At 66.1% G+C, this 20,721-nt stretch carries 18 protein-coding genes and 1 rRNA gene; 6 read left to right on the top strand and 13 right to left on the bottom strand.

The annotated features are described in order from the left end of the window. The first annotated feature begins 49 nt into the window (after window positions 1-49). Window positions 50-1,849, top strand: coding sequence for a M61 family metallopeptidase (locus tag MBR110_RS14860; RefSeq protein ID WP_014722372.1), 1,800 nt, complete (start codon window positions 50-52; stop codon window positions 1,847-1,849). A 144-nt stretch (window positions 1,850-1,993) separates the two neighbouring features. Then, a complete protein-coding gene (locus MBR110_RS14855; protein WP_014722373.1) occupies window positions 1,994-2,590 on the top strand; it encodes an FMN-dependent NADH-azoreductase in 597 nt (198 codons plus the stop codon). A gap of 123 nt (window positions 2,591-2,713) precedes the next feature. On the opposite strand, the gene MBR110_RS14850 is transcribed toward MBR110_RS14855, so the two are convergent. The 8 genes from MBR110_RS14850 to rpe all read right to left on the bottom strand — a co-directional run bounded on the left by MBR110_RS14850 (window position 2,714) and on the right by rpe (window position 10,020). Beyond that, window positions 2,714-3,610 (bottom strand): uracil-DNA glycosylase, encoded by an 897-nt coding sequence (locus MBR110_RS14850; RefSeq protein WP_059475566.1) that lies wholly within the window; start codon window positions 3,608-3,610, stop codon window positions 2,714-2,716. Window positions 3,611-3,622: 12 nt separating this feature from the next. Further along, a complete protein-coding gene (locus MBR110_RS14845) occupies window positions 3,623-4,249 on the bottom strand; it encodes a CYTH domain-containing protein (protein ID WP_181709112.1) in 627 nt (208 codons plus the stop codon). Continuing rightward, complete coding sequence (trpC, locus tag MBR110_RS14840) at window positions 4,249-5,034, bottom strand: indole-3-glycerol phosphate synthase TrpC (RefSeq protein WP_011883151.1); 786 nt, start codon at window positions 5,032-5,034, stop codon at window positions 4,249-4,251. Before trpC ends, MBR110_RS14845 begins: the two co-directional genes overlap by 1 nt. A 29-nt stretch (window positions 5,035-5,063) precedes the next feature. Then, the gene (gene trpD, locus MBR110_RS14835) at window positions 5,064-6,095 is read right to left on the bottom strand and encodes an anthranilate phosphoribosyltransferase (protein ID WP_011883152.1); all 1,032 of its coding nucleotides are present in this window, start codon (window positions 6,093-6,095) and stop codon (window positions 5,064-5,066) included. Window positions 6,096-6,108: 13 nt separating this feature from the next. Continuing rightward, the gene (locus MBR110_RS14830; protein ID WP_181709111.1) at window positions 6,109-6,708 is read right to left on the bottom strand and encodes an aminodeoxychorismate/anthranilate synthase component II; all 600 of its coding nucleotides are present in this window, start codon (window positions 6,706-6,708) and stop codon (window positions 6,109-6,111) included. Between the two features lie 13 nt (window positions 6,709-6,721). Next, window positions 6,722-8,215: an anthranilate synthase component I gene (gene trpE / locus MBR110_RS14825; protein ID WP_011883154.1), complete on the bottom strand. Its 1,494-nt coding sequence runs from the start codon at window positions 8,213-8,215 to the stop codon at window positions 6,722-6,724. A gap of 358 nt (window positions 8,216-8,573) precedes the next feature. Further along, window positions 8,574-9,329: a phosphoglycolate phosphatase gene (locus MBR110_RS14820; RefSeq protein ID WP_059735581.1), complete on the bottom strand. Its 756-nt coding sequence runs from the start codon at window positions 9,327-9,329 to the stop codon at window positions 8,574-8,576. Between the two features lie 4 nt (window positions 9,330-9,333). Then, complete coding sequence (gene rpe / locus MBR110_RS14815) at window positions 9,334-10,020, bottom strand: ribulose-phosphate 3-epimerase (RefSeq protein WP_011883156.1); 687 nt, start codon at window positions 10,018-10,020, stop codon at window positions 9,334-9,336. 176 nt (window positions 10,021-10,196) lie between these two features. On the opposite strand from rpe, the gene apaG reads away from it, so the two are divergent. Further along, window positions 10,197-10,571, top strand: a complete 375-nt coding sequence (apaG, locus tag MBR110_RS14810; protein WP_011655875.1) for a Co2+/Mg2+ efflux protein ApaG — start codon at window positions 10,197-10,199, stop codon at window positions 10,569-10,571. Between the two features lie 79 nt (window positions 10,572-10,650). After that, window positions 10,651-11,883, top strand: coding sequence for a murein transglycosylase A (gene mltA / locus MBR110_RS14805; RefSeq protein WP_011883158.1), 1,233 nt, complete (start codon window positions 10,651-10,653; stop codon window positions 11,881-11,883). A gap of 192 nt (window positions 11,884-12,075) precedes the next feature. Here the strand turns inward: mltA and paaK are convergent, their stop codons facing one another. The 5 genes from paaK to paaN form a co-directional block, all read right to left on the bottom strand. After that, complete coding sequence (gene paaK, locus MBR110_RS14800) at window positions 12,076-13,374, bottom strand: phenylacetate--CoA ligase PaaK (RefSeq protein ID WP_045578553.1); 1,299 nt, start codon at window positions 13,372-13,374, stop codon at window positions 12,076-12,078. A 38-nt stretch (window positions 13,375-13,412) separates the two neighbouring features. Beyond that, on the bottom strand, window positions 13,413-13,865 hold the full coding sequence (paaI, locus tag MBR110_RS14795; RefSeq protein WP_011883160.1) for a hydroxyphenylacetyl-CoA thioesterase PaaI: 453 nt from the start codon (window positions 13,863-13,865) through the stop codon (window positions 13,413-13,415). Between the two features lies 1 nt (window position 13,866). After that, a complete protein-coding gene (gene paaG, locus MBR110_RS14790; protein WP_046423531.1) occupies window positions 13,867-14,658 on the bottom strand; it encodes a 2-(1,2-epoxy-1,2-dihydrophenyl)acetyl-CoA isomerase PaaG in 792 nt (263 codons plus the stop codon). A 45-nt stretch (window positions 14,659-14,703) separates the two neighbouring features. Further along, on the bottom strand, window positions 14,704-15,906 hold the full coding sequence (gene pcaF / locus MBR110_RS14785) for a 3-oxoadipyl-CoA thiolase (protein ID WP_046423530.1): 1,203 nt from the start codon (window positions 15,904-15,906) through the stop codon (window positions 14,704-14,706). 96 nt (window positions 15,907-16,002) lie between these two features. Continuing rightward, the gene (gene paaN, locus MBR110_RS14780; RefSeq protein ID WP_014722382.1) at window positions 16,003-17,709 is read right to left on the bottom strand and encodes a phenylacetic acid degradation protein PaaN; all 1,707 of its coding nucleotides are present in this window, start codon (window positions 17,707-17,709) and stop codon (window positions 16,003-16,005) included. Window positions 17,710-17,838: 129 nt separating this feature from the next. Between paaN and MBR110_RS14775 the strand changes: the two genes are divergently transcribed. Further along, entirely contained in the window at window positions 17,839-18,615 is a 777-nt protein-coding gene (locus MBR110_RS14775) for an enoyl-CoA hydratase (protein ID WP_059607748.1), read from the top strand. Window positions 18,616-19,173: 558 nt separating this feature from the next. Continuing rightward, window positions 19,174-20,705: ribosomal RNA gene (locus MBR110_RS14770) — 16S ribosomal RNA — on the top strand. Window positions 20,706-20,721 lie beyond the last annotated feature (16 nt).

The following is a 20,721-nucleotide window of genomic DNA, read 5'->3' as shown; positions in this document are numbered from 1 at the left end:
TCGTCGTTTTCGCCGCCTTATCCCGTTCGATCTCCGACCGATTGCCACGATGACCCAGCCGATCCGCTATTCGATTGCCCCGAAAGATCTTGCCGCGCACCTGTTCGAAGTCTCGGTGACGGTCGCCGACCCCGATCCCGCAGGCCAGCGCTTCGCGCTGCCGGTCTGGATTCCGGGCAGCTATCTCGTGCGCGAGTTCGCGCGCAACATCGTCACGCTCGCCGCGTTCAACGACGCCGGCCGCAAGGTGCGGATCGCCAAGACCGACAAGAACACGTGGCAGGCCGCGCCGGTGAGCGGCGCGCTGACGCTGCGCTACGACGTCTATGCGTGGGACCTGTCGGTGCGCTCCGCGTATCTCGACGAAGCGGGCGGCTTCTTCAACGCCACCGCGGTGTTTCTGAGCGTTGCCGGCCGCGAGGACGCACCGTGCGAGGTCGACATCGCGAAGCCGGCCGGCCCGGCGTTCCGCACGTGGCGCGTCGGCACGTCGCTGCCCGAGGCGCGCGGCACGCGGCGGTACGGGTTCGGCGCCTATCGCGCGGCGAACTATGACGAACTGGCCGACCATCCGGTCACGATCGGCGAATTCGCGCTGGCGACGTTCGAAGCGCACGGCGTGCCGCACGACATCGTGATCGCCGGGCGCGTGACGCAGCTCGACATGGAGCGCCTGCGTACCGACCTCAAGCGCGTGTGCGAAGCGCAGATCGCGCTGTTCGAGCCGAAGTCGAAGAAGGCGCCGATGGACCGCTACGTGTTCATGACCCTCGCGGTCAGCGACGGCTACGGCGGCCTCGAGCACCGTGCGTCGACCGCGCTGATCTGCAACCGCACCGACCTGCCGGTGAAGGGACGGCCGGAAACGACCGAAGGCTATCGTACCTACCTCGGCCTGTGCAGCCACGAATACTTCCACACGTGGAACGTGAAGCGCATCAAGCCGGCCGCGTTCGTGCCGTACGACCTCGGGCGCGAAAACTACACGTCGCTGCTGTGGCTGTTCGAGGGCTTCACGTCGTATTACGACGACCTGATGCTGGTGCGCAGCGGGCTGATGTCGCAGGACGAATACTTCGCCGCGCTCGGCCGCACCATCGGCGGCGTGCTGCGCGGCACGGGCCGCCTGAAGCAGAGCGTCGCCGACAGCTCGTTCGACGCGTGGATCAAGTATTACCGGCAGGACGAGAACGCGACCAACGCGATCGTCAGCTACTACACGAAGGGTTCGCTCGTCGCGCTCGCGTTCGATCTGGCGATTCGCGCGCAAACGCGCAACCGCAAGTCGCTCGACGACGTGATGCGCCTGCTGTGGCAGCGCTACGGGCGCGACTTCTATCGCGGCAAGCAGGCGGGCGTCGGCGAGGACGAAGTCGACGCGCTGATCGAGGAAGCCACCGGCGTCGCGCTCGGCCGCCTGTTCGCCGACGCCGTGCACGGCACGCGCGACCTGCCGCTCGCCGAACTGTTCGCGCCGTTCGGCGTGACGCTCGTGCCGGAAGTCGCGAACGGCGCGGCCGCGAAGCCGAGCATCGGCGCGCGCCTGCGCGGCGGCGCGGACTGCACGCTGGCGGCCGTCTACGAAGGCGGCGGCGCGCACCGCGCGGGGCTGTCGGCCGGCGACACGCTGATCGCGCTCGACGGCCTGCGCATCACCGGCACGAACCTCGACGCGCTGCTCGCGCGCTACCGGCCGGGCGACAAGGTCGAGATCCACGCGTTCCGGCGCGACGAGCTGCGGACCGTGAAGCTGAAGCTCGACGGCCCGGACGTCACGCGCTACCGGCTGACCGCGGCCGCGAAGCCGGCCGCCGCGCGCAACGCCCGGGAAGCCTGGCTGAAAGGCTGAGCGCGGGCGGGCTGCGCCCGACCGGCGGCCGATTGTTCTGCTGATGCAACAATCCGTCGCCGGAGCCCCGCTTTTTCGCGACGATGTGGCCACGCACAATGGCGTCACTCGCGCTGACCAAGCGCAATCCAACTGGAGCCTGACATGACGACCATTCTGCAAATCAATTCCGCGGCGCGCTCGCAAGGTGCGCAGTCCACGCTGCTGGCCAGCGAACTGACGGCAAAGCTGCAACAATCGAACCCCGGCGCCCAGGTCGTCGTGCGCGATCTGCTGGCCGACGCGCTGCCGCACCTCGACGAAACGGTGCTCGGCGCGTTCTTCACGCCGGCCGACCAGCGCAGCGCGGAACAGAATGCGATCGTCGCGAAGAGCGATGCACTGATCGCCGAACTGCAGGCGGCCGACATCGTCGTGATCGCCGCTCCGATGTACAACTTCGGCGTGTCGTCGCAACTGAAGACGTATTTCGACTGGATCGCCCGTGCCGGCGTCACGTTCCGCTATACCGAGAACGGTCCGGAAGGCCTGATCAAGGGCAAGAAGGTGCACGTGGTCACCGCGCGCGGCGGCAAGTACCTCGGTACGCCGAACGACAGCCAGACGCCGTTCCTGCGCACCTTCCTCGGCTTCATCGGCCTGACCGACGTGAGCTTCATCCACGCCGAAGGCCTGAACCTCGGGCCCGATGCGCAGAGCGCCGCGCTCGCCGGTGCACGCGAGGCGATCGCCGCCGTGTAATGCGCAGAGGTGCGCAGAGGCGCGGCCGTGCCGCGCTGCGTCGTCAAACGAAAACGCCGCGTCCCGACAGGGCGCGGCGTTTTTGCGTTGCGGCCGGCGCCCACGCCAAGCCGGCGACGTGCGTCAGGCGAGCGTTTCGGCGATCTCCGGAAGCCGCCAGTCGATCGGTTCGCGGCCCGCTTCGACCAGATACTCGTTCGCGAGCGCGAAGTGACGGCAGCCGAGGAAGCCGCGGTGCGCGGACAGCGGCGACGGATGCGGCGCCTCGAGCACGCAATGGGCGTTCGCATCGAACAGCGCGCGCTTCGCCTGCGCATGCGCGCCCCACAGCATGAACACGAGGCCGCGATGACGGCCGGCCAGCTCGCGGATCAGCGTGTCCGTGCATTGCTCCCAGCCGCGCTTCGCGTGGCTCGCGGCGGCGCCGCGCTCGACCGTCAGCACGGTGTTGAGCAGCAGCACGCCCTGGCGTGCCCACGTGTCGAGGCAGCCGTGGCGCGGCGTGTCGTGACCGAAGTTCGCCGCGATTTCCTTGAAGATGTTGCGCAGCGACGGCGGCGTGCGCACGGCCGGCGGCACCGAGAACGCGAGGCCATGGGCCTGCGGCGTGCCGCGATCGTCGCCGTGGTACGGGTCCTGGCCGAGGATCACGACCTTCACGTCGTCCGGGCTCGTCAGGCGCAGCGCGCGGAACACGTCGGTCGGATAGACCGTCTTGCCGGCGGCGCGCTCGTCGTCGACGAAGCGACACAGCGGCGCATACGCGTCGCTGTCGGTGAACGGCTTCAGCACGTCGCGCCAGACGGCCGGCAGCGCGTCGAATTGGGCGGCGAGGTGCGGGACGTCGGCGGCGCCGGCCTGCGGCTGCGCGGCGCGCGCCGGAGCCGCTTCCGCGGCCTTCTTGCCGGTGCGCGGACGCGCGGGTGCGGCGGCGGGAACATCGTGCTGCGCCGGTTCCGGCGCGGGATCGTCGAACAGCGACGCCTGTTGCGGCGTACGGAGAGTCTTGCGGGTTGCCATGCGTGATGCGGGTTATTGCGCGCGCAGCCGGTAGCCGCGCTGCGCCTTGCTGATGTTTTCGGGGGCGAGGCCCGGCAGCGCCTGCTGCAATTCGGCGGCGAGCGTCGCGAGCGCCGCTTCCGGGCCGTCGATCAGTTCGAGTTCGATTTCGCTGATCGGTTCGCGGCGCGTATCGCTTGGCGTCTGAACGACGATCTCGCCGACGTCCACCGCCGCCTCGACGGTCGCGCCGCCGATTGCGACGCGCCACAGCGTACGCGAAAAATCCGTGCGGAACAGCGCGTGCAGGGCGGGCGCCGCGTCGCGCAATGCGGTCGCGGCTTCCGGCACGTCGCAGGCGGCGACGAGCGCGTCGATTTCGAGCGCGTCGCCGGCGACCGGCAGCTCCCATTCATGGCGGCGATGCAGGCCGGCCTCGGCGCTGCCGACCGTCTTGAACGTCTGCAGCCAGCCGTGCGGCGTGCGGCGCACGCGCACCGCGCTCTTCGACTGGGCGAGCGCGAGCTCGGGCGTGTCGTAATAGACGTTCGCGAGCGTGATGGTCTGGCCGGCTTCGCCGGTCAGCGTTTCGAAAAAGTGCCGCGCGGCGTCGGCCTGACCGGCCGGCAGCGCGAGCTTGATCTCCCGTTCGATCGCCATCAGAAGAACATCCGCGCGAGTGCCGCGCCCGGCTCGTCCGCGCGCATGAACGCTTCGCCGACGAGGAACGCGTTCACGTTCGCCGCGCGCATCGTGTCGACGTCCGCGCGCGACAGGATGCCCGACTCGGTCACGACCATGCGGTCGGCCGGAACCATGTCGAGCATGTCGAGCGTGGTCTGGATCGTCGTCTCGAAGGTGCGCAGGTTGCGGTTGTTGATGCCGACGAGCGGCGTCTTCAGCGTGAGCGCCTGTTCCATCTCGTTGCGGTCGTGAACCTCGACCAGCACCGCGAGGCCGAGCGAGTGCGCATACGCTTCGAGTTCCTGCATCAGCGGCGTGTCGAGTGCGGCCGCGATCAGCAGGATCGCGTCGGCGCCCATCGCGCGCGCCTCGAGGATCTGGTACGCGTCGACGATGAAGTCCTTGCGCAGCACCGGCAGCGTGCAGGCCGCGCGCGCTTCCTCGAGGTAGCGCACGCTGCCCTGGAAGAACTGTTCGTCGGTCAGCACCGACAGGCATGCAGCGCCGTGCGTCGCGTACGAGCGCGCGATGTCGGCCGGCACGAAATGCTCGCGCAGCACGCCCTTCGACGGGCTCGCCTTCTTCACTTCGGCGATCACCGCGGGCTGGCCGGCGGCCTGCTTCGCGCGCAGCGCGCCGACGAAGTCGCGCAGGTCGCGCGCCGATGCTTCGAGTTTCAGCGCCTCGAGCGGCGTGCTGCGCATGGCTGCCGCGACTTCGTCGCGCTTGACTGCGATGATTCGGTCGAGAATGTCGCTCATGTGGGTTCCTGCTGGATTCGTGAGGGGAGTCAGCGCTTGAACTGCTGCGTGAAGCGCACGAGTTCGTCGACTTTCGCGCGCGCCTTGCCGCTCGCGATCGCTTCGCGGGCGAGCTGGATGCCGTCCGCGATCGACGCGGCGACATTGGCCGCGTAGAGCGCGGTGCCGGCGTTCAGCGTGACGATCTCGCGGGCGACGCCCGGCTGGTTGTCGAGCGCGCCGAGCAGCATCACGCGCGATTCGTCGGCATTTTCGACCTTCAGCGTGCGGTTCGACACCATCTGGAGCCCGAAGTCCTCCGGATGGATCTCGTATTCGTGCACCTGCCCGTCGCGCAATTCGCCGACCAGCGTGGCCGCGCCGAGCGACACTTCGTCCATCCCGTCCTTGCCGTACACGACCAGCACGTGCTGCGCGCCGAGGCGCTGCATCACGCGCACCTGGATGCCGACGAGGTCGGCGTGGAATACGCCCATCAGCTGGTTCGGTGCGCCGGCCGGATTGGTCAGCGGGCCGAGGATGTTGAAGATCGTCCGCACGCCGAGCTCGCGGCGCACGGCCGCGATGTTCTTCATCGCCGGATGATGGTTCGGCGCGAACATGAAGCCCATGCCGGTTTCGGCGATCGACGCGGCAACCTGATCCGGCTGCAGGTCGATGTTCACGCCGAGCGCCTCGAGCACGTCGGCGCTGCCGGACTTGCTCGACACGCCGCGGTTGCCGTGCTTCGCGACCTTCGCGCCTGCCGCGGCCGTCACGAACATCGACGCGGTCGAGATGTTGAAGGTGTGCGCGCCGTCGCCGCCCGTGCCGACGATGTCGACGAAGTTGGAGTTGTCCGGCACCTCGACGTGGTGCGCGAACTCGCGCATCACGGTCGCGGCGGCGGCGATTTCGCCGATCGTCTCCTTCTTCACGCGCAGGCCGGTGATGATCGCTGCCGCCATCACGGGCGACATGTCGCCGCGCATGATGAGCCGCATCAGGTGCAGCATCTCGTCGTGGAAGATTTCGCGGTGTTCGATCGTGCGCTGCAGCGCTTCCTGCGGGGTAATCGTCATCGTGCGTCTCCGGTCAGGCTGCCGGCGCGCTCGCGCGGGCGGCTGCGCGATGCTGTTTCAGGAAGTTCTCGAGCAGCGCGTGGCCATGCTCGGACAGGATCGATTCCGGATGGAACTGCACGCCTTCGATCGGCAGCGTCTTGTGGCGCACGCCCATGATCTCGCCGTCGTCCGTCCACGCGGACACTTCGAGGCAGTCGGGCAGCGATTCGCGCTCGATCGCGAGCGAGTGGTAGCGCGTGACGTCGAAATGCTTCGGCAGATCGGCGAACACGCCGAGGCCGTCGGTTTCGATCCGGCTCACCTTGCCGTGCATGATGGTCTTCGCGCGCACGACGCGGCCGCCGAACGCTTCGCCGATCGCCTGGTGGCCGAGGCACACGCCGAGAATCGGCTTCTTGCCCGCGAACTCGTGCAGCACGTCGAGCGTGATGCCCGCGTGCTGCGGGTTGCTCGGGCCGGGCGACAGGCAGATCGTGTCGGGGTTCAGGCGCGCGATGTCGTCGAGCGTGATTTCGTCGTTGCGGTAGGTGCGCACGTCCTCGCCCAGTTCGCCGAAGTACTGGACCAGGTTGTAGGTGAACGAGTCGTAGTTGTCGATCATGAGCAGCATGGTCAGTCTCCGGTCAGAAGTCGCTATCGAGGCCGTCCTGGACCTGTTCGGCCGCACGCAGCACCGCGCGCGCCTTGTTTTCGGTCTCTTGCCATTCGGATTCGGGCACCGAGTCGGCGACGACGCCCGCCGCCGCCTGCACGTACAGGTTGCCGTTGTGGATCAGGCCCGTGCGGATCGCGATCGCGAGGTCCATCTCGCCCGAGAACGACATGTAGCCGACCGCGCCGCCGTACAGCCCGCGCTTGACCGGCTCGAGCTCGTCGATCAGCTCCATCGCGCGCACCTTCGGCGCGCCCGACAGCGTGCCGGCCGGGAACGTCGCGCGCAGCACGTCGTAGTTCGTCATGCCGGGCTTGAGCTTGCCCTCGACCGAGCTGACGATGTGCTGCACGTGCGAGTACTTCTCGATCACCATCTTGTCGGTCACCTGCACCGAGCCGATCTGCGCGATGCGGCCGACGTCGTTGCGCGCGAGGTCGATCAGCATCACGTGCTCGGCGATTTCCTTCGGGTCGTTCAGCAATTCGGTCGCGAGTTCGGCGTCGCGCTCGGGCGTGTTGCCGCGCGGGCGCGTGCCGGCCAGCGGCCGGATCGTGACGATCTGGTCGTCGCCGCGCTTTTCCTGGCGCACGAGGATTTCCGGCGATGCGCCGACCACGTGGAAATCGCCGAAGTTGTAGTAATACATGTACGGCGACGGGTTCAGCGAACGCAGCGCGCGATACAGCGACAGCGGATTGTCGCGGTACGGCTTGGTCAGCCGCTGGCCGACCTGGATCTGCATCAGCTCGCCGGCCGCGATGTATTCCTTCGCCTGACGCACGGCGGCCAGATAGTCTTCCTTCTTGAATTCGCGGAACGTCTCGGTACGCACGCTCGCCGACGTGACGGGCGGCTGCACCGTCGTGCGCAGGCGCTGCTTCAGTTCGCGCAGACGCTGCTTGCCCTTCGTGTACGCCTCGGGCTGCGCCGGGTCGGCATAGATGATCAGGTACAGCTTGCCGGCGAGGTTGTCGATCACCGCGACTTCCTCGGTGAGCAGCAGCTGGATGTCGGGCAGGCCGAGATCGTCGCGCGGCGCGGTGTTCGCCAGCTTCTTCTCGATGTAGCGCACGGCGTCGTAGCCGAAATAGCCGGCCAGGCCGCCGCAGAAGCGCGGCAGGCCCGGGCGCTGCGCGACCTTGAAGCGCGCCTGGAACGACTCGATGAAGGCGAACGGGTCGCCGTCGTGCGTTTCGATCACCTCGCCGTCGCGCACGACTTCGGACACGCCGTTGCGGGCGCGCACCAGCGTGCGTGCCGGCAGGCCGATGAACGAGTAGCGGCCGAAGCGTTCGCCGCCCACCACCGATTCGAGCAGGAACGAGTTGGCGCCCGCGCGTTCGGGCTGCGCCAGCTTCAGGTAGAGGGACAGCGGCGTTTCGAGGTCGGCGAGTGCTTCCGCGATCAGCGGAATGCGGTTGTAGCCTTCGTTCGCAAGCGATTGGAATTCGAGTTCGGTCATGTTCCGGTCCTGTTCGGGACGAGCGGCGGCGTGCGCCAGGGATCACTTGACGCTGCGCGGCTGCCGTCGGCGAAAGGGCGGTCGATCGAGAAGTGCCTGTTGCCGGCCGGCACTCCGGGCGTGAGCGTCGCGAGCCTGCGGCCGATCCTGAACGCAGGCGTTCGGATGCGGTAGAACTCGGAGGTGGTGCGACGATCGGCGCGCGGATGCGCAGCGAGATAAAAAACGGCGCTGAAGACGGGCTTCAGCGTACCTCATCGAAGAGGTCAGCGCGACCAGCGACGCCAGGGCCAGGCTCCCCGGTCGATGCTGCTCAGACTCCGTTTTTTATTCAGAAACATGCGGATGGAAGAAATAATCAGATGGTTGGCCGGCCGGCGTTGTGCGCGGCGATCGCGCGTGCTGCGACCAGCAACGAATCGACTATACCATCCGAATTTATCGTTTGTATAGCTTTGCCGTGGTTGTAGCCGTACGGCACCGTCAGCGTCGCCATCCCGGCTGCGCGGCCCGCCAGCGCATCGTTCTCCGAGTCGCCGATCGCGACCGCCGCGTGCGGCGCCACGCCGAGCGCGTCGCATGCCGCGAGCATCGGCAGCGGATCGGGCTTCTTGCGCGCGACGCTGTCACCGCCGAGCACGATGCCGAAGCGATCGATCAGCCCGTATTGCTCGAGCAGCTCGAGCGCGAAGCGGTGCGGCTTGTTCGTCACGCACGCGAGCCGGATGCCGGCCGCGTGCAGCGCATCGAGGCCGGCGGTCACTTCCGGATAGAGCCGCGTGTGCCGGCCGTTGATCTTCGCGTACTCGGCCTGGTAGATCGCGAGCGCGTCGTCGAAGCGCGCTTGCGCGTCGGCCTGCGAGAAGCGCGGCGCCAGCACGCTCTGGATCAGATGCTCGGAGCCCTTGCCGACGTAGCCGATCACCTCGTCGCGCGACGTGGCCGGCGCGCCGAGCTGCGCGAGCATCCCGTTCAGCCCGGCCGTGAAATCGTCGGCCGTGTCGACCATCGTGCCGTCGAGGTCGATCAGCGCCGCATCGATGCGCGGCGCCGCGAAACGGATCGGGGCGCCGGTGTCGGGCGGCGCGCAAGCGTCGAGCGAGGAATCGGCCACGGCGTCAGCTCCGCTCGACCGTCGCGAGTGCCGCGCGCATCTCGTCGATCACCTTGCGATAGTCGGGCTTGCCGAAGATCGCCGAGCCCGCGACGAACGTGTCGGCGCCGGCTGCCGCGATCTCCGCGATGTTGTCGGTCTTCACGCCGCCGTCCACCTCGAGCAGGATCTCGCGGCCCGTGCGTTCGGTGTACGCGTCGATGCGCGCGCGCGCTTCGCGCAGCTTGTTCAGCGTTTCCGGGATGAACGACTGGCCGCCGAAGCCGGGGTTCACCGACATCAGCAACACGAAATCGAGGCGGTCCATCACGTGGTCGAGATAGTTCAACGGCGTGGCCGGATTGAACACGAGGCCGGCCTTGCAGCCGTGGTCGCGGATCAGCGACAGCGTCCGGTCGATGTGGTCCGAGCCTTCCGGGTGGAAGCTGATCAGATTCGCGCCGGCTTTCGCGAAATCGGGCACGATACGGTCGACCGGGCGCACCATCAGATGCACGTCGATCGGCACCTGCACGTGCGGGCGGATCGCTTCGCAGACGAGCGGGCCGATCGTCAGGTTCGGCACGTAATGGTTGTCCATCACGTCGAAGTGAATCCAGTCGGCGCCGGCGGCGACCACGTTGCGGACTTCTTCGCCGAGCCGTGCAAAGTCGGCCGACAGGATGCTGGGGGCGATGCGGAATTGGGTCATGACAGGGGAGCGGGGGACGCTGCGGCGCAAAACCGCCATTCTACCGTCCGGCGACCGCGCGCGCGGCGGCGAGCCGTGCGGTGGCGGCCCGATTGCGCATAGAATGCCGAACCAGTGCGGCGCGCCGCGGCCCGGCGCTACAGATGGCGCGGGCGGTTACCTACAGCGGAAACACCATGAGTCAGTATCAGTTCACCGTTTCGGTGAAAACCAGTTACTTGCCGGAACAATCCGACCCGGATCGGCGTCAATACGCATTCGCGTACACGCTGACCATCCGCAATACGGGGCAGGTTGCAGCGCAACTGATCGCCCGTCACTGGATCATCACGGACAGCGAAAATCACGTGCAGGAAGTGAAGGGGCTCGGCGTCGTCGGGCACCAGCCGCTGCTGCAGCCGGGCGAACATTTCGAGTACACGAGCTGGGCCGTGATCGCGACGCCGGTCGGCACGATGCGCGGCGCGTATTTCTGCGTGGCGGAAGACGGTGAGCGGTTCGAGGCGCCCGTCGAAGAATTTGCGCTGCACATGCCGCGCACGCTGCATTGAGCGTGCGGCGGGCGCTCAGCGCGGCTGGCGGTCGTTGTCGCGTGCGTGTTTCTTTCTGCCCGACGACGTCCACACGACGATGAAGATCAGCAGCGCAAGCGCGACGAAAGCTTCGAGCCCGAAGATGAGCATCGGATATTGGTCGAGAAAATCTGACATGGCGGTTTCCATCAAGAACGGACATTGTATGTGGTTTGGCGCCCGGGCGGCCGGCTGGCTGGCCGCCGCCGCGGCGGCCGCGCTGCTCGCGGCATGCGGCAGCGCGCCGACGCGGACGTCGGCGCTCAAGCCGCCGACGGGCGCGGCGATCGTGCCGGGGCAGGTCGCCGCGCAGCGACTGACGCCGGTGGCCTGGCAGCAGGTGCCGGGCTGGCAGGACGATGCGCTGATCGGCGCGACGGCCGCGTTGCGGCAGAACTGCGTGCGGCTCGCGCGCCAGCCGGCTTGGCAGCGCGCGTGCGCAGCCGCCAACCGGCTCGACGAGTTGGACGTGAGCAGCGCGCGCGCATTCTTCGAAACGTATTTCACGCCGTTTCAGTTCGCCAATACCGACGGTACGCTGGACGGTCTCGTGACCGGCTATTACGAACCGCTGCTGCACGGCTCGCGGGTGCGTCGCGGTCCTTACCAGTACGCGCTGTACCGCTGGCCGGCCGGCTATCGCGCGGGCACCGCGCTGCCGGCGCGCGCGCAGCTCGAGCGCGCGGGCATTCTGAACGGCAACGAACTCGTGTGGGTCGACGATCCGATCGAGGCGTTCTTCCTGCAGGTCCAAGGTTCGGGGCGCGTGTTGCTGGACGACGGTTCGGTGATGCGCGTCGGCTTCGGCGGCACCAACAACCAGCCGTACCGCTCGATCGGCAAATGGCTGATCGATCACGGCGAGCTGACGCCCGCGCAGGCGACGATGCAGGGCATCAAGGCATGGGCGAAGGCGAATCCGGCACGCGTCGACGCGCTGCTCGACACGAACCCGCGCTTCGTGTTCTTCCGCGACATGCCGACCAAGGAAGATGCACCGCACGGTGGCGCGGAAGGCCCGATCGGCGCGCTCGGGGTGCCGCTCACGCCGGAGCGCTCGATCGCGGTCGATCCGTCGTCGATCCCGCTCGGCACGCCGGTGTTCCTGCAGACCACACGCCCGTTGACGAATACACCGATGAACCGGCTCGTGTTCGCGCAGGACACGGGTTCCGCGATCCGCGGCGGCGTGCGCGCCGACTACTTCTGGGGGCTCGGCGACGATGCGGGCGACCAGGCCGGCCGGATGAAGCAGGTTGGCCGGATGTGGCTGCTGTTCCCGAATTCGTGATGCGCGACCGCGCCGACGTAAAGCTGTAGCCGGCGTGCCGACACGGCCTCGAATTGCTGCACCCCAAAGGCTGGATCGTCGATCCGGCCTTTGGGGTGTTTTTCATCGCGGAACGTGGCGAGCGGGCTGGGCTGCGGCGAGCGGCGCCGGCATCCGTGCGCGCGCGGCCCGTCACGAAGCCGCGCTGCGGGTTCAGCCCTTGCGCTTGTCGATCACGCGTCGGGCCTTGCCGACCGAGCGCTCGATCCCGTTGACCGGCAGCACGTTGATGACCGCGGTCACGCCGATCAGCGACTTGATGTCGTGCGCGAGCGCGTGGCTCGCCGCGCGGATCGCCGCGGTGTCGGGAGCCGTCTCCGGGCACGGCTCGACGTTCAGCGTCAGCACGTCGAGCGGGCCTTCCTTCGTCAGCACGATCTGGTAGTGCGGCGCGAGCGCGCGCTGTTTCAGCAGCTGCTCTTCGATCTGCGTCGGGAACACGTTCACGCCGCGCACGATCATCATGTCGTCCGAGCGGCCGGTGATTTTTTCCATCCGGCGCATCGTGCGTGCGGAGCCGGGCAGCAGGCGCGTGAGGTCGCGCGTCCGGTAGCGGATGATCGGCAGCGCTTCCTTCGTCAGCGACGTGAACACCAGCTCGCCCAGTTCGCCGTCCGGCAGCACCGCGCCGGTGTCCGGATCGATGATTTCCGGATAGAAATGGTCTTCCCAGATGGTCGGGCCGTCCTTGGTCTCCACGCATTCCGACGCGACGCCCGGGCCCATCACCTCGGACAGCCCGTAGATATCGACCGCGTCGATGCCCATGCGCTGCTCGATGGCCGTGCGCATGTCGTTGGTCCACGGTTCCGCGCCGAAGATGCCGATGCGCAGCGAGCTCTGCGCGGGATCGAGGCCCTGGCGCTCGATCTCGTCGGCGATCGACAGCATGTAGCTCGGCGTCACCATGATGATGTCGGGCCGAAAGTCCTGGATCAGCTGCACCTGCTTTTCGGTCTGCCCGCCGCCGAACGGAATCACCGTGAGGCCCGCGCGTTCGGCGCCGTAATGCGCGCCGAGGCCGCCGGTGAACAGGCCGTAGCCGTAGCTGACGTGGACCTTGTCGCCGCGGCGGGCGCCGGCCGCGCGGATCGAGCGCGCGACGAGATCGGCCCACGTATCGATGTCGCGCGCGGTATAGCCGACGACGGTCGGTTTGCCGGTCGTGCCCGACGACGCGTGAATGCGCGAGATCTGGTCCTGCGGCACCGCGAACATCCCGAACGGATAGCTGTCGCGCAGGTCGCTCTTGGTCGTGAACGGGAAGCGCACCAGATCGGCGAGCGTTTTCAGATCGTCCGGATGAACGCCCGCTTCGTCGAACTTGCTGCGATAGACCGGGGAATTTTCGTAGGCGTGCCGAAGCGACCATTTCAGGCGGTCGAGCTGCAGCGCAGTCAGTTCGTCGCGTGAGGCGGTCTCGATCGGCTCGAGCGGTAGCGCGGTAGTCATGCGTGTCTCCAGTGTTTGTTATGTGCGAGCCGCGGGCGTCAGCGATCTTCAGGCAGCACCGTGCCCTTGATTTGCGCCGACTTGCCGCGAAACATCGCGACGGTCTCGCCGGCCTGATTCATGACGCGCACGTCGTAGATGCCGTGCCGGCCGCTGCGCGTCTGCTCGGTTGCCTCGGCCGTCAGCACGTCGTTGCCGTGGACCGGCCGCAGGTACTCGATCGAGCAGCCGGCCGCAACGGTATTCAGGTTGTACGAATTGCATGCGAACGCGAACGTCGAGTCGGCGAGCGTGAAGATGATGCCGCCGTGGCAGGTCTGATGCCCGTTCAGGAATTCCGGCCGCACGCGCATGTGCAGACGTGCGTAGCCGGCGCGCACCTCGGCGATTTCCATGCCGAACGCGCGGCTGCAGGCGTCCGCCTCGTACATGGCCTGCGCAGTCGCGCGCGCGAGTGCGTCGGGGTCGAGCGGGTGAAGGGCGGCTGTCATGTCAACGCCCCTCGAAGCGCGGCGCGCGCTTCTCGATGAACGCCTTGACGCCTTCCGAATAGTCGTACGACTGGCCGAGCTTGCGCTGCAGGTCGCGCTCGACGTCGAGTTGCTGGTCGAGCGTGTTGTTGATGCTGTCGCGCATCGATTGCTTGATCGATGCGATCGCGAGCGTCGGCTGCTGGGCGAGCTGGTTAGCGACCTGACGGACCGACGCGGCAAGCGTATCGTCGTCGACCGCGCGCCAGATCAAGCCCCATTGCTCGGCCTGCTCGGCGCCGAGTTTGTCGCCTGTCAGTGCCAATCCGAGCGCGCGCGCCATGCCGATGCGCTGCGGCAGGAACCACGTGCCGCCCGAGTCGGGCACGAGGCCGATCTTCACGAACGCCTGGATGAAGCTGCTCGAGCGGGCGGCGAACACCAGGTCGCACGCGAGCGCCAGGTTCGCGCCCGCGCCGGCGGCCGTACCGTTCACGGCAGCGATGACCGGAATCGGCATGCGCTGCAGGCGACGGATCAGCGGATTGAAATGCTCGTCGATCAGCGCGCCCAGATCGGTCGAAGCGCCGGGCGTGAAGTCGAGATCGGCAAGGTCCTGGCCCGCGCAGAAGCCGCGGCCCGCGCCGGTCAGGATCAGCGCGCGGGCGCCGGCTTTCTCGACCTCATCGAGCGCGGACTGCAATTCGCGATGCATCGCGCGCGTGAAGCTGTTCAGCTTGTCCGGACGGTTGAGGGTGACCGTGGCCACGTTCGCGGCCCGATCGAGCTCCAGCTGGATCGCGTCATATGACATGCAGTGTCTCCTTCATGACTTCGTTATAGGCGCGCGGCGAGCCGGTTACACGCGTTCGATCGCGATCGCGATGCCCTGGCCGACGCCGATGCACATCGTGCAGAGCGCGAAGCGGCCGCCGATGCGCTCCAGTTGATGAAGCGCGGTGGTCACCAACCGGGCGCCCGATGCGCCGAGCGGGTGGCCGAGCGCGATCGCACCGCCGTTCGGGTTCACGCGCGGATCGTCGTCGGCGACGCCGAGCATGCGCAGCACCGCAAGACCTTGCGACGCGAACGCTTCGTTCAGCTCGATCACGTCGAACTGGTCGATCGACATGCCGAGCTGGCGCAACAGCTTCTGCGTCGCGGGCGCCGGGCCGATCCCCATCACGCGCGGCTCGACGCCGGCCGTCGCCATGCCGACGACGCGTGCGCGGCGGCGCAGCCCGTATTGATCGGCGGCCTGCGCGTTGGCGAGCAGCAGCGCGCAGGCGCCGTCGTTGACGCCGGACGCGTTGCCGGCCGTCACCGAGCCGTCGGGACGGACGACGCCCTTCAGCTTGGCAAGCGCGTCGAGCGACGTTTCGCGCGGATGCTCGTCCCGTGACACGACGACGGCGTCGCCCTTCTTCTGCGGAATCGTCACCGCGACTATTTCCGCCGCGAGCGTGCCGTCCTGCTGCGCACGCGCGGCCTTCTGCTGGCTGCGCAACGCGAACAGATCCTGGTCGGCGCGGCTGATGTCGTAATCGACCGCGACGTTCTCGGCCGTCTCCGGCATCGAATCGACGCCGTATCGCTGCTTCATCAGCGGATTGACGAAACGCCAGCCGATCGTCGTGTCGAATATGTCGGCCTGGCGGGCGAACGCGCTGGCGGCCTTGCCCATCACGAACGGCGCGCGCGTCATGCTTTCGACGCCGCCCGCGATCATCAGGCGCGCCTCGCCGGCCTTGATCGCGCGCGCGGCCGTGCCGACGGCGTCCATGCCGGAGCCGCACAGCCGGTTCAGCGTCGTGCCGGGCACGGCGCTCGGCAGGCCGGCGAGCAGCGCCGACATGCGCGCGACGTTGCGGTTGTCTTCGCCGGCCTGGTTCGCGCAACCGTAGATCACGTCGTCGAGCGCGGTCCAGTCGACGTCGCGGTTACGTTCGATCAGCGCGCTGATCGGCACCGCGCCGAGATCGTCGGCTCGAACGTCTTTCAGGGCGCCGCCGTAGCGGCCGATGGGGGTGCGAATCGCGTCGCAGATGTAGGCGTCGGTCATGGGAGTGTCGGGCGTGTCGATGTGCAACGAACCCGCCGGTTGGCGGATTCGTTCATGGTAGAGAACGTGGCCGAATTTGCACCTCGGCCGTTCGGCTTATGCCGTATGGCCAGCTTCCGCGGGCGCCGCCTTCGGTGCAACATGCACTCGGCTTTGCACGACGCGGAACCGGTTGGCGACGAACGCCGGGTCGGCCAGTGCCGCGTTGGCGGCCGGGTTCGCGCCGGTGCCGTGGAAGTCCGAGAACGCGGCCGACTGGTTGACGAATACGCCGCCCGTCAGGTTGATCGACAGCGCGACGCCGCCGCGAATCGCCGCTTCGTGCGCAGCGTCGAGCACGTTGGCGTCGGTGCTGTAGACGGACAGCGTCAGCGCGCCGTGTTGGGCAGCGATCTCGCCGGCGAGATCGAGCGACTGCGCGGTCGAGTCGGTCGCGATCACGAACGAGATCGGGCCGAACCACTCCTGCGTGAACTTCGCGCGGTCGGCCACGTCGAGCTGCATCACGAGCGGCGTGCGCACGCGAGCGTTGGCGAAGGTGGGATGCACGAGCGTCTGGCTGTCGGCGAGCACGCGGCCGAGCTTGCGGGCGTCGTCGATGCGCGCGCTCACGCCTTCGTTCTGGATCGCGCCGATCAGCTCGACGGAGCGTGCAGCGTCGCCGGTCAGCTTCTGCACGGCGCCGGCGATGGCCTGGGCGACGTCGTCGAAGCTCGCATGGCCATCCGCGGTCTGGATGCCGTCGCGCGGTACGTAGATGTTTTGCGGCGCCGTGCACATCTGGCCGGAGTACAGCGCCAGCGAGAACGCGATGTTCTTGGCCGCGGCCTTGAGGTCGTCGGTCGAGTCGATCACGATCTGGTTGACGCCGGCTTTCTCCGTGTACACCTGCGCCTGGTGAGCATGGCGTTCGAGCCACGTGCCGTTCTGCGTACTGCCGGTGAAGTCGATCAGCTTGATTTCGGGGCGCAGCGCGAGGTCCTGCACGAGCGCGCCGTCGTTCGGCTCGGTCGCGAGCAGCGTGACGACATTCGGATCGAAGCCGGCTTCGCGCAACACGTCGCGGGCGATGCGGACCGTGATCGCGAGCGGCAGGATCGCGCCCGGGTGCGGCTTGACGATCACCGTGTTGCCGGTGGCGAGGTCGGCGAACAGGCCGGGGTAGCCATTCCAGGTCGGGAACGTGCAGCAGCCGAGCACGAGGCCGGTGCCGCGCGGGACGATCGTATAGCGCTTGTGCATCGCGAGCGGCGGGTTCTTGCCCTGCGGCTTTTCCCAATGCGCATCGGCGGGGATGCGGCGCAGCTCGTCCCAGGCATAGGCGACCGCTTCGAGCGCGCGATCCTGCGCGTGCGGGCCGCCGGCCTGGAATGCCATCATGAAGGCTTGGCCCGTCGTATGCATCACGCTGTAGGCGATCTCGAAGCTCGCGCGATTCAGCCGTGCCAGGATTTCGAGGCTGACGCCGATCCATGCGCTCGCGCCGGCTTCACGCCATTGACGTTGGGCCGCGGCTGCCGCGGCGATCAACTCGTCGGGCGTCGATTTCGGATAGCGGATGTCGAGCGGGATCCCGTATGGCGACTGCTCCGCGCCGACGGTCCCGCCGGACGCCGGCTGGTCGAGCTCGAACACGCTGCCGAGATGCGCTTTGAACGCGGCTTCGCCATCGGCGTTCGCGCTTTCCCCGTACACTTTGGGACTCGGCATTTCCGCAAACGGGCTCCAGTACCCGCGGCTCTCGATGGCGGCGAGGGCGTGTTTCAGCGTGTCTTCGTGCTTCGTGAACAGTGCATGGGTCATGACGGCAGCCTGATGGACAGTGAGAAGGGTTGGATCGATTAATTAACCGACCGGTTGGTCGGAGAATGTTAGCATCAAACTATTCGCGTGTGCGAGGCGTTTCTCATTTCATTGATCGAGGAGAAATAGATGTCTTACGAGAACATCCTGGTGGAGACCCGAGGGCGAGTCGGATTGGTCACGCTCAACCGTCCGAAGGCGCTCAATGCGCTGAACGATGCGTTGATGGATGAGTTGGGTGCGGCGCTGAAGGCGTTCGACGCAGACGACGAAATCGGCGCGATCGTCGTGACGGGCAGCGAGAAGGCGTTCGCGGCCGGCGCCGACATCGGCATGATGGCCACCTATTCCTATATGGATGTGTACCGCGGCGACTACATCACGCGTAACTGGGAGACTGTCCGCGAGATCCGCAAGCCGATCATTGCGGCCGTGGCGGGGTTTGCGCTCGGTGGCGGCTGCGAACTCGCGATGATGTGCGACATCATCTTCGCGGCCGATACGGCCAAGTTCGGCCAGCCGGAGATCAAGCTGGGCGTGATGCCTGGCGCCGGCGGCACGCAGCGTCTGCCGCGCGCGGTCTCGAAGGCGAAGGCCATGGACATGTGCCTGACTGCACGTTTCATGGATGCGGCCGAAGCCGAGCGCGCCGGGCTCGTGTCGCGTGTGCTGCCGGCCGACAAACTCCTCGACGAAGCGGTTGCGGCTGCGACGACGATCGCCGAGTTTTCGCTGCCGGCAGTCATGATGGTGAAGGAGTCGGTGAATCGCGCGTACGAGACGACGCTGGCCGAGGGCGTCCACTTCGAGCGCCGCCTGTTCCATTCGCTGTTTGCGACGGAAGATCAGAAGGAAGGGATGGCGGCATTCGTCGAGAAGCGGAAGCCGGTATTCAAGAACCGCTGATTCGGGCGACGGCAGCGCGACGCGCTGCCGAACGATCGCAATCAGGGGTATCCGACGTGTCGACCTGAAGCCCCGCACGCGGCAGCGTGCGGGGCTTTTTCAAAATATTTTCACAAAGGGGTTGCATTGCGAGAGGCGGGTGCATAGAATCACGCCTCTTTCGCGCTACCGGAAACGCGGCGCGGGAGAAGAAGGGAAGCGGTGCGGTTGGGGTGGTTGTAGTGACCCGAACGCACACGAAGCTGAACCCCTCACCGTCGCAGCGAAGCAGTTCAAAAAGTTGTTGACGAGTGAAGAAAGACGGTTCATAATCTCGCTTCTCTGCTGCTGAAAACGCAGCGCTGCTGAGAAACACGAAGTTCCTCGCAGAAATGCTCTTTAAAAATTAACAGCCGATAAGTGTGGGCGCTTGATGGAAGCGGGCTGATCTTCGGATCAGAAAGCGAAAGTATCAAGAGTCTCACACTAAAGTAAGTCAGGTTTATGAAGTGATTCATATACCTGTCAGCTTTGAGTGAGCGACCGGTTCTTAACGGAACCGAAAACAGTAACAGGTTTAAACTGAAGAGTTTGATCCTGGCTCAGATTGAACGCTGGCGGCATGCCTTACACATGCAAGTCGAACGGCAGCACGGGTGCTTGCACCTGGTGGCGAGTGGCGAACGGGTGAGTAATACATCGGAACATGTCCTGTAGTGGGGGATAGCCCGGCGAAAGCCGGATTAATACCGCATACGATCTATGGATGAAAGCGGGGGACCTTCGGGCCTCGCGCTATAGGGTTGGCCGATGGCTGATTAGCTAGTTGGTGGGGTAAAGGCCTACCAAGGCGACGATCAGTAGCTGGTCTGAGAGGACGACCAGCCACACTGGGACTGAGACACGGCCCAGACTCCTACGGGAGGCAGCAGTGGGGAATTTTGGACAATGGGCGAAAGCCTGATCCAGCAATGCCGCGTGTGTGAAGAAGGCCTTCGGGTTGTAAAGCACTTTTGTCCGGAAAGAAATCCTTGGCTCTAATACAGTCGGGGGATGACGGTACCGGAAGAATAAGCACCGGCTAACTACGTGCCAGCAGCCGCGGTAATACGTAGGGTGCAAGCGTTAATCGGAATTACTGGGCGTAAAGCGTGCGCAGGCGGTTTGCTAAGACCGATGTGAAATCCCCGGCTCAACCTGGGAACTGCATTGGTGACTGGCAGGCTAGAGTATGGCAGAGGGGGGTAGAATTCCACGTGTAGCAGTGAAATGCGTAGAGATGTGGAGGAATACCGATGGCGAAGGCAGCCCCCTGGGCCAATACTGACGCTCATGCACGAAAGCGTGGGGAGCAAACAGGATTAGATACCCTGGTAGTCCACGCCCTAAACGATGTCAACTAGTTGTTGGGGATTCATTTCCTTAGTAACGTAGCTAACGCGTGAAGTTGACCGCCTGGGGAGTACGGTCGCAAGATTAAAACTCAAAGGAATTGACGGGGACCCGCACAAGCGGTGGATGATGTGGATTAATTCGATGCAACGCGAAAAACCTTACCTACCCTTGACATGGTCGGAATCCTGAAGAGATTCGGGAGTGCTCGAAAGAGAACCGGCGCACAGGTGCTGCATGGCTGTCGTCAGCTCGTGTCGTGAGATGTTGGGTTAAGTCCCGCAACGAGCGCAACCCTTGTCCTTAGTTGCTACGCAAGAGCACTCTAAGGAGACTGCCGGTGACAAACCGGAGGAAGGTGGGGATGACGTCAAGTCCTCATGGCCCTTATGGGTAGGGCTTCACACGTCATACAATGGTCGGAACAGAGGGTTGCCAACCCGCGAGGGGGAGCTAATCCCAGAAAACCGATCGTAGTCCGGATTGCACTCTGCAACTCGAGTGCATGAAGCTGGAATCGCTAGTAATCGCGGATCAGCATGCCGCGGTGAATACGTTCCCGGGTCTTGTACACACCGCCCGTCACACCATGGGAGTGGGTTTTACCAGAAGTGGCTAGTCTAACCGCAAGGAGGACGGTCACCACGGTAGGATTCATGACTGGGGTGAAGTCGTAACAAGGTAGCCGTATCGGAAGGTGCGGCTGGATCACCTCCTTTCCAGAGCTATCTCGCA

This window comes from Burkholderia sp. MBR-1 (genome assembly GCF_013822785.1).
GTDB classification, from domain to species: Bacteria; Pseudomonadota; Gammaproteobacteria; order Burkholderiales; family Burkholderiaceae; genus Burkholderia; species Burkholderia vietnamiensis.
Note: the sequence above shows the minus strand (reverse complement) of the source record. Positions and strands in the feature narration are given on the sequence as shown.

What these genes read in the sequence shown, in the direction of transcription:
- MBR110_RS14860 (WP_014722372.1), top strand. Translation starts at nt 50, where the DNA reads ATGACCCAGCCGATCCGCTATTCGATTGCCCCGAAAGATCTTGCCGCG.
- MBR110_RS14855 (WP_014722373.1), top strand. Translation starts at nt 1,994, where the DNA reads ATGACGACCATTCTGCAAATCAATTCCGCGGCGCGCTCGCAAGGTGCG.
- MBR110_RS14850 (WP_059475566.1), bottom strand. Translation starts at nt 3,610, where the DNA reads ATGGCAACCCGCAAGACTCTCCGTACGCCGCAACAGGCGTCGCTGTTC.
- MBR110_RS14845 (WP_181709112.1), bottom strand. Translation starts at nt 4,249, where the DNA reads ATGGCGATCGAACGGGAGATCAAGCTCGCGCTGCCGGCCGGTCAGGCC.
- trpC (WP_011883151.1), bottom strand. Translation starts at nt 5,034, where the DNA reads ATGAGCGACATTCTCGACCGAATCATCGCAGTCAAGCGCGACGAAGTC.
- trpD (WP_011883152.1), bottom strand. Translation starts at nt 6,095, where the DNA reads ATGACGATTACCCCGCAGGAAGCGCTGCAGCGCACGATCGAACACCGC.
- MBR110_RS14830 (WP_181709111.1), bottom strand. Translation starts at nt 6,708, where the DNA reads ATGCTGCTCATGATCGACAACTACGACTCGTTCACCTACAACCTGGTC.
- trpE (WP_011883154.1), bottom strand. Translation starts at nt 8,215, where the DNA reads ATGACCGAACTCGAATTCCAATCGCTTGCGAACGAAGGCTACAACCGC.
- rpe (WP_011883156.1), bottom strand. Translation starts at nt 10,020, where the DNA reads ATGACCCAATTCCGCATCGCCCCCAGCATCCTGTCGGCCGACTTTGCA.
- apaG (WP_011655875.1), top strand. Translation starts at nt 10,197, where the DNA reads ATGAGTCAGTATCAGTTCACCGTTTCGGTGAAAACCAGTTACTTGCCG.
- mltA (WP_011883158.1), top strand. Translation starts at nt 10,651, where the DNA reads ATGAAGATCAGCAGCGCAAGCGCGACGAAAGCTTCGAGCCCGAAGATG.
- paaK (WP_045578553.1), bottom strand. Translation starts at nt 13,374, where the DNA reads ATGACTACCGCGCTACCGCTCGAGCCGATCGAGACCGCCTCACGCGAC.
- paaI (WP_011883160.1), bottom strand. Translation starts at nt 13,865, where the DNA reads ATGACAGCCGCCCTTCACCCGCTCGACCCCGACGCACTCGCGCGCGCG.
- paaG (WP_046423531.1), bottom strand. Translation starts at nt 14,658, where the DNA reads ATGTCATATGACGCGATCCAGCTGGAGCTCGATCGGGCCGCGAACGTG.
- pcaF (WP_046423530.1), bottom strand. Translation starts at nt 15,906, where the DNA reads ATGACCGACGCCTACATCTGCGACGCGATTCGCACCCCCATCGGCCGC.
- paaN (WP_014722382.1), bottom strand. Translation starts at nt 17,709, where the DNA reads ATGACCCATGCACTGTTCACGAAGCACGAAGACACGCTGAAACACGCC.
- MBR110_RS14775 (WP_059607748.1), top strand. Translation starts at nt 17,839, where the DNA reads ATGTCTTACGAGAACATCCTGGTGGAGACCCGAGGGCGAGTCGGATTG.